Origin of the sequence: Lactiplantibacillus argentoratensis (assembly GCF_037290055.1) — a bacterium.
Lineage (GTDB): Bacteria > Bacillota > Bacilli > Lactobacillales > Lactobacillaceae > Lactiplantibacillus > Lactiplantibacillus plantarum.
The window spans coordinates 2,147,659-2,161,064 of record NZ_CP147647.1; the positions used below are offsets into that span (position 1 = coordinate 2,147,659).

Below are 13,406 nucleotides of genomic sequence, written 5' to 3' on the forward strand. Positions count from 1 at the left end.
ACCACTATCTTAACGCAGCTAATCGTCTGTCGATAATGAAAGGTCCTCACGTGACTTAATTTCACTAACAATGCTTTGTAAATTAGCGAGTCCACCTTGATAGGCAAATTCACCTAATGGCAAGTGTGCCGGTACTTCTGCCAAATTGGCCTGATCAAACATAACCTGAGCAATTCGGTGCGGATTGCCCGGTGCCTGAGTAACCGAGTCCGATACCGTCGTAATCGCGTCACTAAACGCGGCGTAATCTGCAATTGTCGGTACCATCTTTTGGGATGACCGCCCTGACCACTGCGTTCGAGCGCCACTTGGTTCAACCGTCATAATTTGAATCCCCAAGTCTTTTACTTCTTGCCGCAAGGTATCACTATACCCCTCAACTGCATACTTTGTCGCACTGTAAGAAACCATGGTTGGTAGTGTCGTTAATGCCAACGCCGATGATAAATTAATAATTACCCCAGCATGGTGTGCCCGCATGGTCGGTAAAACGGCCCTAGTCACGTTAGCGAGTCCCATAACGTTAACTTCAAACATGTAGCGAACTTTCGCCATATCACTTTCTTCAATTGTTGAAAAATAGCCTAAGCCAGCATTGTTCACTAAAGCATCAATAGTTCCAAAACGTTGAATCGCTTGAGCGACCCCAGTTTTAATTTGTGATTCATTTGTCACATCAATGCTGACTTTCTCAATACGCGTCGCGTCAAAAACATCGAGGTAGGCTAAATCATCGGTGTGGCGGGCAGCCGCAATCAGCTGAGTGTCAGACTGCCGTGCAACAATGGTCGCGAGTTCCTTTCCAAAACCACTTGAAGTTCCTGTAATGAACCATGTTTTCATCTTTTAATCACTCCTATTAATCTTGGCTGAGCTACTACTTTACTCAGTCATAGTCCTTTTAGCAGCCTTGACTAACCCATCTAACCAGCTTTGGTGACCATTTAGCATCGGATTGGGTGTTTGATTAGCTAAGTCTTTAGCAGGCTGTCCAACTTGCGATTCTTGTGTTAATAATCGAATCCGGCCATCTGTCAATTTTTCAATTAAGAAAGCGTGATAGACATCAAATTGAGTATCTGCATCACCATTTTGCCAGCCATGCCATGCTAGTCGTGCTGTTTCACCATCCGTCGGTTCAACGAGTTCCATGACCTGGGCATCGATAGGAAAACCAAATGTATCAAATCGGAAATGTTCCGCAAACTTTAGTTCAGTATTCGTTTGATCATCCAAAATAATGTTAGTCGCATTGTCATAATACGTCGTCCACTTCGATGTATCGACTAAATTTCTCCAAACAGCCGCTAAAGTCACACCGTCTGTAATGACCTCGTTTGACACGAAATTATCAGTATGCCCTGGTAAATAGTCCGTTGACCAATTAATTGATTTCATTATTAATTCCTCCACATTCGCGTTAAAATTTTATTCTAGCTAGCAAATTAACATCATGACATCTCATTGACCATTCACTAACTTTGAATAAACTTAGCTTATATGCTGGAGCTGACTCCAGGACAAGGATAAAGGACACTCATCAGTTTTAGCTTAACAAATTCTTAATATTGCTTTCTAAAACGAACCTAATTTCAACATGACGCTTATTATATTTTATCTGACTCTAACGCTCGAATAATTCGACATCAAAAAAAGCTGGTCGCCAGAATATTGATTCTAGCGATCAGCTTTTCATTACCCTTAACAAATTAGTTTTATTGCATGTGCAATAAACCCATCTTGTCCATGGTTTCCGCAATCTGAACTGAGTTCCAAGCAGCACCCTTTAAGAGGTTGTCGGAAACGTTCCACATGTGGAAGGCTTGTGGCGTTTCTTGGTCAGGACGAACCCGACCAACGAACGTGTCTTTAGAACCTTCCGCATTATGCGCTTGCGGATAAATTTGGTTATCAGGGTCGTCTTGTAAGACCACGCCTGGTGCAGCTGCCAAAGCATCTTGAATGCCCTTGACGGTTGCCTTAGGATCTTCAACTTCAAAGTAAACTGATTCGGAGTGACTCACTGGCACCGGAATCCGCACACAAGTTGCCGTTACTTTGATATCCTTACTGTCCATGTCGCCGCCACACATAATCTTTTTGGTTTCATGGATCATCTTCCATTCTTCATGGGTGTAGCCATCTTCTTCAAACACGTCAATTTGTGGTAACGCATTGAAGGCAATTGGATAATGCTTCTTGTCGCCCGCAACAGGTAAGATATGAGCTTCCATCTCTTCACCTTTTAAGTAGGCTTCCGTCTCATCATGCAATTCCTTCAAGGCCCGGTTACCAGCACCACCAACGGCTTGATAGGTTGAAACAATGACCCGCTTCAAACCAAATGCCTTGCGCACTGGTTCCAAAGCAACGACCATTTGGATGGTTGAGCAGTTCGGGTTAGCCACGATTCCATGATGAAGCTTCAATGCTTCAGGGTTAACTTCAGGAACAACTAACGGAATCTTTGGGTCCATCCGGAAAGCACTTGTATTATCAACAACTACGGCACCCCGTTTGACTGCTTCAGGGGCGAACTTCTTAGATACTGAGCCACCCGCTGAGAAGAGGGCTAAATCAATTCCTTCGAATGATTCAGGAACGGTCTCTTCAACAGTTAAGGCTTGACCATTGAACTGTAATTGTTTACCGGCTGAACGGCTTGATGCCAAAAGTTTAACTGAGTTGACAGGTAAACTCGTCTGTTCCACCATTTTGATCATCCGCGCGCCAACTGCACCAGTTGCACCGACAATCGCGACGTTATATCCACTCACTATGAAGACCTCGCTTTGATAGTTATTGAAACCTCATTATAGCACGTTTGTAAAGATTAGAAAATAATGAGTTCCATCCGACCATAAATTAATCTGTCACTGATTGCACTGCCAGCTGTTTTGCACACGCAGATCATCAAAAAAAGTAACCGTTACCATCGTTAATTAAACAGTCATTTAGCTGTCGCCTATTTTGACGTATAATGAACCTAATTCAAAGGAGGCCGCGCCATGTGTACCAGCTTAACTTATCTTGATACTGACAATCACCGCTACTTCGCCCGCACCATGGACTTTCCAACAACGACACCTTGGCGGCCAATTTTTTTGCCGCGCCGTTATCCGTGGCCAACTGGGTTAGCGACGACGCGTATGACGCAGTATGCCATTCTCGGTGGTGGTCGGCTACCTGACCACTTTAAGGCTTGTTTGATGGCTGACGGCATTAACGAAGCTGGTTTGGTGTGTGCTGAACTGTACTTGCCCCACGCCGTTGAATACGCCACTCAACCACAAGTCAACCAAATTAATTTAACACCTCAAGCCTTCATCAACTGGGCTTTAGGTGAACACCAATCAGTCGCAGCCGTGATCGCCGATCTGCCAAGTGTTAACCTGGTCGGTGCGTCCTGGGGTGATGACACTGGTGAAGTCTATCCCTTTCACTGGTATCTCAGTGATGCACACACCAGTGTCGTCATCGAACCCACTGGTGGCCCACTGACTGCGCAACCGAATCCAGCCGGCGTCCTGACCAATACACCAGTCCTAAGCGACCATCAGCGCCGACTAAATCTTTATTTAGCAATATCTGGCAACCAGATTACAACTGCCACTCGTCAGGCTGCTCAGCACGTGATTCAGACTAAGCAACCATTACCGAGCGGGCCGATTCCCACTGATCGTTTCATTCACATGGCACTTCGACGACTGGGAACACCGCAGTTAGCACCGCAACAAGTGCCGACCACTTTATTCCGCTGGTTACAAGAAGTAAGCTTGCCATACCACGCCGACCGTCGCCATCTCATCAGCCACAACTACACACACTATCGTTGTTTGATCACGTTAGCGACTCGTACTTACCGCTTTATTCCACGCACGACTGGTCACGAACAACGACTGACACTAACACCTGAAATGGCAGCAACCTGGCGAACACCGTACCTCTTCCCTGCCGATTGAAACTAAAAAATCACGATGTTGAGACTGAACTCACATCGTGATTTTTAATTAATGACGCTGCTTCAAAAAATGATCAAATTCCTGATTGATTGCTGCTCGTACTTGGGGCTCATGTAAATCAGCTTGCGCTGCATTCGGACCACCCGTAACTTGACTAACCACTTGCAAATAGCCGAACAAGACCTGGCTGGGGTCAAGATGATACTGCTTGGCTAACGTCACGGCGAGATCATAACGATCAGGTCCTAATAAACTTGAATAATCCATTATGCCGTCCCTCCCTTCGCCTGTTCTAGCTGGCGACTCATCTGTAAGTAGGCCAAAAAGTGAAAAATGATGCCACCTGCTAGTAAGATTGCACCTAACCATACCGACCAAAACGTTGCCACGATGGCTAAGCCATAAATCGTGACACTTCGAACCGGATCAAACTTAATTGCGGCGTAAAAAGCCATTGAGATTCCCGGCTTCTTTAGGTCCTGGTGATGATGCAGATAAGCGTACATGAAATAAAATGTCGCCGAAATAAACAGGGCAACCAAATCATAAACGATAAATGCCGTTTGCATATCCTGTCGATTACCAGTTGTCAACGCATCTGCCACTAATGACATCGGGTAATCCAATAAGGTGATACTAAAGAGCATTAATAAGTTTAGCATATTAACGTTGCGATCAATTCGTTGTAGCATGTTGAAATAATCATGATGAAATAACCACAGCGTGCCAACGTAGAAATACGAAAAGACATACGACAAGATCAACGGCCATTGCGCTAATAGTGCCGCCAGTAAATGTCCCGGTTGGTAATCAGGAATGTGAAATTCTAAGACTAAAATTGTAATTAAAATGGCAAAAATACCATCACTGAACGCCTGAAATCGATCTGTTTTCAAAATCAGCACCTCCCACAGCGTTTTAGGATACCATAACTCACAAGTAATTACTGTAATTAACTTTTCAAACTGACGACCAAACTGCTTCTCTAACACCTGATATGGTAAGATTAAGTCAAAATAAAGTAATTGATGTGGGGGCGTCAAGACGAATGCGAAAATTATTAAAACCAAAGTGGTTGTTCTTATTTTTCTGGGGAATCGTGGTGTTTGCAAGTATTCTGATTTTACCGAACATTACCACGTTTGTGAATGAACAAACCGCAATGCCACAAGATGCAACAACGAGTCCTAAATATCAACAACAATGGGGCCACGGGTTAATCAACAGCCAGTCCTTAACGTTGGTCTTCAACAATTCAAATGGTAAATTATCTAAACAGCAACGCCAACAAATCTCCACGACCTTAGCCAAACTTAATCGCCGAGCCGATGATTACAGCATTAACCAGCTTCGAACACCAACCGGTATGACTAATGACCGGCACTTATTACGTTCCAATGATGGTTCCACCGAATTAGCCCTTGTCGCCGTTCAGGCATCCCGGGCTGACCTATCTGTGATTGCAAATCAACTTAATAATGCGATTGCAATCGCCGACCTCAATACGAGTGTCACCAGTACGGATTTGATCTACCAACAACACGTGCAACAACAACGTCGCAACTTACTGATTAGCATGCTTGTCGGTAGTCTGCTCAGTTTAATCATTCTCGGCCTCATCTTCCGCTCACTGTTAGTGCCATTACTGAACTTACTGTGTCAAGCGGTCACTCTGATCACAACGATTAGCTTTATCACTAACGCGCGTTTAGCTTGGCATTGGCCACTGACTGCTAATGCGCTGAGCCTTGCTAGTCTAATCAGTTTAATACTGACTAGTCTATTGACATGGCACTTTATGTACGCGTATTGGCAATCGAGCGCAACAACCGCACCGACCACTGTCAGTCTCAAAATTCTGACACTTCAATATCAACAGTGGGCACTTGTTTTTATCCCATTAATACTCATAACCATCACTTTACACTGGACTGCCTTCATCTCATTAGCCGCTGCTTGGGCCATTACTGTAGCGCTTGGAATCACCTTACTGGCGGTACCGCCGCTCAATTACGCCTTTACCGCTTGGCTCGGTGATAATTTATTTTGGCCAGGAACAACGGCTTGGCCGACCCGTCCACGCAATCTATGGGGCCAATTGAGCAAGTTCGGCTACTGGCAGCCAGCGCTTGGGAGCTTGGCCGTCGCACTGTTACTACTCCCCGGCCTAATTCTTGCTAACGGCCAGTTTGCCGATGACAACTTACGACCCTGGCGCCAAAATCAGCTTAGTAATGCTGAAGTAGGTCAGCAATTAGTCCAAGCTCACTTCGGTACCGGTGCCACGGCGCCAATCACAATTACACTACGAGCACCGCAGAATTTAACGCAGCAGCAATCATTACAAACAATCGATCACCTGACGACTAAACTGCGGGCCGTACCAAATGTGGCTCAAGTCATCTCAGTGACCCAGCCCACCGGCCAACCACTAAGTACTTTCTACGTTAACCAGCAACTTGCAACTATCAACATTGATTTGGCTGGTAAACTGACGAGTATGGCGAAACTCAAGAGCCAACTCACGACTGACCAACAAAGTCTGGAACAAGCAGCGACTAGTCGCCATACCAAGTCGGTCGACCAGTTGTCCGACCGCATCAATGATTTGGCTGAACTGAATGATCAGGTGCAACGGCAATTACAGGCTATTGACACGACGCTAACGACATCAGCTGAGGCTGAACCCGATTTAACCAAAGTTAATCAGCAGGTCACCAAGTTAGATCACCTGACTGACCGCATGACGACCGCACTAAATCACGTGGTAACGGCCCAAACTACGGTCGCAACCGAAGCTGGACACGTTGATCAGCGTGTTCACCACGTCAACCAATCATTGAAGCAGACCGTTCAACCCTTAACCACCTTACTCGCTTCACTGAAAAATACGAAGACCTATCTACATGATTTAGCCGCTAGTCAAGTTGGCCGGAGTTTTTACCTGCCTGCTAACGCGGCTACTAATCAGGCCTATCAAAACAGTCTTTTTACTAATATTAGTAGTGATTTAAGCATGACACAGCTAACGGTCACTTTGAAATCAGCGCCGGCTAGTGCGGCTAGTCGCAGGACCCTGCAACGACTTCAGGCAGTCACCCACGACAGCCTACTCGCCACGCCCTTAGCGCACGCCAAAATCCTAACAACCGGGGTAACACAGCAACAGCACTATCAGCATACCCTGATTGCGACCCACGCACTGAGATGGCTCACACTCGGATTAATCATCGGCATAGTTGTTTTATGGTTCGGCCTGCGTTCGTTGACCTTCAGTCTGTTAATGACCGCGTGCTTAACTGGCGTGACGTTAACTAGTTGGGGTTGGACCCAGTTAATATTAACACGCTGGTTGCAAACCGGGCCGCTCAGTAGCAGTGTTTTGCTTGGTAGCTTGGTGTTGTTGTCACTGCACTGGCTAATGATTACCACCGCAACCAGTTACCGTCAAAGTTGGTTACGACACTTGGAACCCACTCAACTGCAGCAACACTTTTATACTAGTGGACGATTTGTTTGCCCTGTAACAATGATTGAATTGACCTACTTACTGCCACTACTTTTGACGACCGCACCAATCTTAAAGGGGCTTGCACTCATGAGTCTCATTGGGATTACGATAAGTAACCTCATCGTTCCAGTGGGATTTTCAGGGTGGGCACGTTGGGCTAATGAACCACCAGCTATAGCCACACTTTGGCAGCACTTGCGCCCATCATCTACCAAACGCTAGCAATTAGTTAGCCTAATCTTTGAGTAAAAAAAGTTGCGTTTCCAGACGTCAAATCTGGAAACGCAACTTTTTTACGATACTAAATTGAATCGTCGCAAATGGCCAACCGCTTATACTGAATGATTTTGTGAGCACCGAGAATCTGATAGTCACCGCTGACTGACTCAGTATCGTCAGACTAGCAACGACAACAACTAATAGGGTCATCGCCAGGTTCCGTCATTCACGGTGCCAATGATTTTGCGTATGCCACCACACGGCCAACAATCTCCGCATCAGCTAGCTAGGCCATGCTGCTTAATCGTAACTCACACGATAATTCAAATTTATTGATTGAAATTCTGAACTGAATCCGTAAACAATGTTAGTTCTACACATAACCAAAACAATACCCCAGAAACCATAAAATTTCTGGGGTATCAGCAATCCCTACATGACACTTTAATAAATCAATTCATACGTCCTCAAGCCCGACGGCGATAACCGATCCCCACCGCGGCAATTAACAAGCCCAAAATCCCGGCCAAAATCACCCAAAGCGGCGTCTGCTTCTCGCTAGTTTGCGGCAAAGTTCCGTGGCTATAGCCAGCTGATGTGCTTTGGTCACTACCAGTTGGCGTTCCAAAGCCGTTCATACCAGTTGTCACACCATTACCCACAGTGCCACCAGCACCATTGACACCCGTGCTTGGTTGCTTGATTAGTCCTGGTAATGCCGGTTGACCTAATCCAGATTGTCCCGGGTTAGGTGCAGCGGGTTGGCTTGGACCGGGTAAACTTGGTTGGCTTGGCTCGGTCGTCCCTGGTTCACCCGGTTTACTTGGTTCAGTTACTCCTGGTTCACCCGGTTTACTTGGTTCAGTTGTTCCTGGTTCACCCGGTTTGCTTGGTTCAGTTGTTCCTGGTTCACCTGGTTTGCTTGGTTCAGTTGTTCCTGGTTCACCCGGTTTGCTTGGCTCAGTTGTTCCTGGTTCACCCGGTTTGCTTGGCTCAGTTATTCCTGGTTCACCTGGTTTGCCCGGTTCAGTTGTTCCTGGTTCAGTGACCGGTTCATCAGTTGCTGCTACCGTTACCACTGCCGTTTGATTCGGCTTGATTGTAAATGGTAACGGTGCCGCATTAAGCTGATAACCACTAGGCGCTTTAGTTTCAACAAATTGATAATTGCCCGCGGTCAGACCAGATACGGTAAGTTGACCAGTGGTATCCGTCGTTAATCCTATCTTGAGCACTTTGCCAGTGGCATCTTGCAATTCATAAACGGCCCCAGCCAATGCCGCCTTGGTCGTGGCATCAGTCTTGGTTAACGTGACATCACCAGTTGTCGGCACAACTGGTTGCTTGACATCATCCTGACTTACCTGAAAAGCAACCTCTGGCTTAATACCGCCGAGAGTAAATTTTACTGGGGTGGTATTAAGTTCATACCCAAGCGGGGCCTTGGTTTCAACAAACTGATAATCACCGGCATGTAGATCTTTGACAATCAATTGCCCCTGCGAATCAGTCGTCAACCCAGTTTGGATTACCTTACCCGTACTATCTTGCAACTCATAAACGGCTCCGGCCAACACGGCCTTGGTTGCCGCATCATGCTTCGTTAATTCAATAGTATAGGTCATACCTGATACTCCATTGCCACCATAGGTAATATCGGCCGTCGCATCAACGCCTAGTCCGTCCAGTGCAGCCGTATTATGCCATTTAGCTGTGTCAGCCGGATTAAAATTCTCAACCTTAGTGTTATAAGTAATCACAAACGGCGAATGAATGTTGTTAAACGTAAAAGTAATCACGTTACCATTAGTTGCAACAGTCGGTGTTAACGGTTGCTGTGGAACTTGGATACCATTGATAATTTGCACGGCCTGTGCCGCAACCGAATCTGGAATGAATGTCTGATTGGGCCCTAGCGTATCTGTAACCACAACCGTCGAGTTATTGCCCGGTGTCACGGTAATGTGCCACCCCAATACCGTTGGCGCACCATCACTCCCCGACGAAACAACCAAGCCACTTTTAGTAATTTCGGCTGATCCTTCCGTCGCCGTCGCATTGCCCTTCGCATTCATGCTCAGTGTCCCAGTCCGACTATTGAGTGTGCCCAACGCATCCGTAAACGTGATCGTCCCGGTACTGGCACCTTTCGTATACGTAAACGTGCCCAAGGTTTGCCCGGCAGAATCTGTTAACGGCATCACAACATCATGATCGATACTGACATACGTTGGAATCTCAACGATTGCTGTATCGCCGGCTTTAATCACTTCAGAATCTGGAATACTCCAATGATACGTTAATTGGTAGCCAGCCTTATCATTCAACGTACTTGTGTCAGTAACGGGTTTGCCATTCGCATCAAGCACGATGGCATTGCCAGCCGTTAAACCCGTAACACTGATTTCTTTAGCATGTGCAGTACTCCCCAGCATAAATAGCGCTAATATTACCGTCAACATGCTTAGCATATACCCAACTAGCTTTCTTCGCATACGCTCCTCCCCCATTCAAAAAAAGCTTTGTCATTCTCACAATCCAACACCCCCCACAGTCGCGTATGATTGTAGGGTTGGTTGCCGGTTAGTGATTCATGCTAATCGGTTCCATATGTACAATACTGCAACTCGCTAGCTAGTTACGAATTAAAACTTTTATTTGCGAACTATCCGAACTAATCGTTTAGACAAAAAAGACCCCTAGGACTATGCCTAGAAGTCTACTGGAAATTCCATTTACATTGTCTCGCTAAAAATAACCACAAAGCTAAGCCCTAAGTTGAAGGCACCTTTATTCTGGAATTTGACTCGAATCACCAACTGAAAGTTACACCAATATGCTTACGACAATGCCAATATCATCGTCTGATGTCGCAAACCTGCCTCCATAAACGGTCGCCCTTGTGGCTGGTACCCTAATTGTGTATAAAACCCTTGTGCAGTGACTTGAGCGCCTAGTATCAACTGCCGCCAACCACGGCTCAGCCCATCCGCTGCAATACGTTGAAGCAATTGCCGTGCATAGCCCTGCCCTCGCGCCGCTTTCAACGTAGCAACTCGTTGAACATGCCCCGTCCACTGATCGCTAGGTGTCACTCGCGCTGTGGCCACCGCCTGCTTTTGATCATCATACAGGACATAGTGCCACGTCGCTAGAGTGACCGTATCAATTTCCAAAGCTTCATCGATATGTTGTTCCTGCACAAAGACTGCCCGACGAATTGCAATGGCATCCGCATAAACTGCTGAATCAACCTGGTTACTCGTTTTTATCTGCATCCTGCTATCACCTATCTCTCAAATACTTTGAGAATACGCGTTTCAGCTGCCACCGTCAAATTAGCTTGACCCGAAATTAACGCATTCTTAAAATTGTTAGCGATTACGAGTTCCGATGTTATGTTAAAATGATTTGATGACTGGTTATCGAGTCATATCCAAATTTGTTAAAAATGAGGTCTTTATCGATGTTTACCAAATTTCGCCAACACGTTAACACGCGAATTGGATTTTTTTGGCTACTAGTCTTCTTATTCTGGGCCAAAACGATTTATGCGTATTTAACCGAATTTTCACTAGGCATTGCCGATCCACTCCAGGCATTCCTGATGCTCGTGAACCCGATTGCAACGACAGTCTTTCTGTTTAGTCTGGCGTTCTACATTCGTAAAACCGGTGTATATTACTATATTTTGCTATTCATTGATGCACTCGACACCATTTTACTGTATGCCAACGTTATCTACCATCGTGAATTCACGGATTTCATGACTGTCAGTACCATGACGGGAGTTTCCAAAGTCAGTCAAGGGCTCACCGGCTCATCGTTAGCCCTAGCGAGTTGGGGCGATGTGCTTTACTGGGCTGATATTGTTATTATCCTGGCCCTGGTTATTCTTCACCGTATCAAGCAAGACTCGCAACCAATTGCAAAACACACGGCCTTTGCGTACACTTCGGCTGCAATTGCGGGCTTCGGTCTCAACTTGACCTTAGCTGAATCTAACCGACCACAACTGTTGACCAGAACCTTTGACCGCACTTATATCGTCAAATATCTCGGGCTGGATGCTTTTACTGTCTATGACGGTATCAAAGACGAGCAAACCAACCACCAACGGGCCAGCGCGAAGAAGTCCGAACTAGACACCGTAAAGGATTATACACAGTCGCACTACGCTGCACCGAATGCTAAGATGTACGGCATTGCTAAGGGTCGCAACGTTATCGTGATTCATTTGGAAAGTTTTCAACAGTTTCTTATTGATCAAAAGGTCAACGGCAAAGAAGTGACGCCGTTCCTGAACAAGCTGTACCATAGCAACTCAACTTACAGCTTTAAGAACTTCTTCCACCAAGTTGGTCAAGGGAAGACTTCTGACGCGGAAAACATGCTTGAAACTAGTACTTACGGGCTTTCAACTGGATCATTGTTCTCCCAATTAGGCTCAGATAATACGTTCCAGGCCGCTCCCGCGATTCTAAACCAACGAGCCAATTATTCCTCCGCTGTCTTTCACGGTAACGTGGCCAGTTTCTGGAATCGTAATAACACGTATAAGAATATGGGGTACCAATATTTCTTTGATGCCAGTTATTTCGATACGACTGGTGACAAATCAACCGGGTATGGTCTAAAGGATAAGTTGCTATTCAAGAATTCCGTTCAGTATCTCGAACGGCTACAACAACCGTTCTACGTCAAATACATCACCGTAACGAACCACTTCCCATTCACACTTGATAAGGAAGATACGACGTTTAAGACAACGGATACTAGTGATTCCGCCATTAACGGTTACTTCCAGACCGCCCACTACCTCGATCAATCCGTCAAAGAATTCTATACCTACTTGCAAAAGGCTGGTTTATTAAAGAATTCGATGATCGTACTTTATGGTGACCACTACGGCTTGTCCAACAGTGAAAACTCGACCTTGGCACCCATTCTTGGTAAATCTGCGGACGACTGGACTTCCTTTGATAGCGCCCAGCTTCAACGTGTGCCATTCATGATCAATATTCCAGGAATCAAGAGTGGTAAAGTCGAATCGACTTATGGCGGTGAAATTGACGTCCTACCAACGATTCTGCACTTACTAGGGATTTCAAGCAAACGTTATATTCAGTTTGGGACCGACCTCTTCTCTAAACAACACGATAGTACCGTTGCGTTTAGAAATCGCGATTTCGTCACGTCTAAATACACCGTCCTTAGCGGCAAAATTTATGACAACGCAACTGGCGAAACGATTGATGATGATGAGGCAGTTCAGAAGACTGTTGATAAAGATCAGAAGAAAGTCGACAAAGAATTAAGCCTCTCTGATTCACTTAACAATAAAAATTTGTTACGTTTCTACACCCCTAAGGGCTTCAAGAAAGTCGACGCTTCTAATTACAATTACGCCGATGGCCTTGAAAAAGAAATTCAGATTCAAAATAAATTAGCTGGCAAGTCAACCAGTCTCTACTCGAAGAATGGTAATAAGTCAACGGACTCGTTGTATACGACCGACGCACCGGAAGCTTCGCATAAGAAGACTGATTCTACTCGTATCAAGATTACCAACCCTGATGATACGGATAGTACCACGACTAGCTCTAGCAGTTCCAAATAGCAACAAGCATTCCATTTACAATGCAAGGCGCGACGGCAATTTATTTGCCATCGCGCCTTTTTATGATCTCCTTTAAATATGACGCTGCCCTCAT

Annotated in this window: 10 protein-coding genes; 3 read left to right on the plus strand and 7 right to left on the minus strand. The window is 45.7% G+C overall.

From position 1 onward, the window contains the following. Positions 1-18 precede the first annotated feature (18 nt). From V7R88_RS10445 to V7R88_RS10455, 3 genes are all read right to left on the minus strand, one after another. Positions 19-843: an SDR family oxidoreductase gene (locus V7R88_RS10445; RefSeq protein ID WP_054397645.1), complete on the minus strand. Its 825-nt coding sequence runs from the start codon at positions 841-843 to the stop codon at positions 19-21. Between the two features lie 39 nt (positions 844-882). Then, positions 883-1,398: a polyketide cyclase gene (locus tag V7R88_RS10450; protein WP_054397643.1), complete on the minus strand. Its 516-nt coding sequence runs from the start codon at positions 1,396-1,398 to the stop codon at positions 883-885. Positions 1,399-1,715: 317 nt separating this feature from the next. Continuing rightward, positions 1,716-2,777 carry an aspartate-semialdehyde dehydrogenase gene (locus V7R88_RS10455; protein ID WP_003642703.1) on the minus strand — a complete coding sequence of 354 codons (1,062 nt, stop codon included), beginning with the start codon at positions 2,775-2,777 and terminating at the stop codon, positions 1,716-1,718. 231 nt (positions 2,778-3,008) lie between these two features. On the opposite strand from V7R88_RS10455, the gene V7R88_RS10460 reads away from it, so the two are divergent. Next, positions 3,009-3,962 (plus strand): linear amide C-N hydrolase, encoded by a 954-nt coding sequence (locus V7R88_RS10460; RefSeq protein WP_054397641.1) that lies wholly within the window; start codon positions 3,009-3,011, stop codon positions 3,960-3,962. 48 nt (positions 3,963-4,010) lie between these two features. On the opposite strand, the gene V7R88_RS10465 is transcribed toward V7R88_RS10460, so the two are convergent. Further along, complete coding sequence (locus V7R88_RS10465) at positions 4,011-4,229, minus strand: hypothetical protein (RefSeq protein WP_003642701.1); 219 nt, start codon at positions 4,227-4,229, stop codon at positions 4,011-4,013. After that, entirely contained in the window at positions 4,229-5,005 is a 777-nt protein-coding gene (locus V7R88_RS10470) for a TMEM175 family protein (RefSeq protein ID WP_173556618.1), read from the minus strand. Before V7R88_RS10470 ends, V7R88_RS10465 begins: the two co-directional genes overlap by 1 nt. Before the next feature lie 5 nt (positions 5,006-5,010). On the opposite strand from V7R88_RS10470, the gene V7R88_RS10475 reads away from it, so the two are divergent. Further along, positions 5,011-7,695 (plus strand): MMPL family transporter, encoded by a 2,685-nt coding sequence (locus V7R88_RS10475; protein ID WP_054397637.1) that lies wholly within the window; start codon positions 5,011-5,013, stop codon positions 7,693-7,695. Between the two features lie 464 nt (positions 7,696-8,159). On the opposite strand, the gene V7R88_RS10480 is transcribed toward V7R88_RS10475, so the two are convergent. Both V7R88_RS10480 and V7R88_RS10485 read right to left on the minus strand, forming a co-directional pair. Continuing rightward, on the minus strand, positions 8,160-10,187 hold the full coding sequence (locus V7R88_RS10480; protein ID WP_057717764.1) for a SpaA isopeptide-forming pilin-related protein: 2,028 nt from the start codon (positions 10,185-10,187) through the stop codon (positions 8,160-8,162). 345 nt (positions 10,188-10,532) lie between these two features. Beyond that, a complete protein-coding gene (locus V7R88_RS10485) occupies positions 10,533-10,970 on the minus strand; it encodes a GNAT family N-acetyltransferase (RefSeq protein ID WP_054397899.1) in 438 nt (145 codons plus the stop codon). Between the two features lie 188 nt (positions 10,971-11,158). Between V7R88_RS10485 and V7R88_RS10490 the strand changes: the two genes are divergently transcribed. Then, the gene (locus V7R88_RS10490) at positions 11,159-13,312 is read left to right on the plus strand and encodes an LTA synthase family protein (RefSeq protein WP_054397900.1); all 2,154 of its coding nucleotides are present in this window, start codon (positions 11,159-11,161) and stop codon (positions 13,310-13,312) included. Positions 13,313-13,406: the final 94 nt, after the last annotated feature.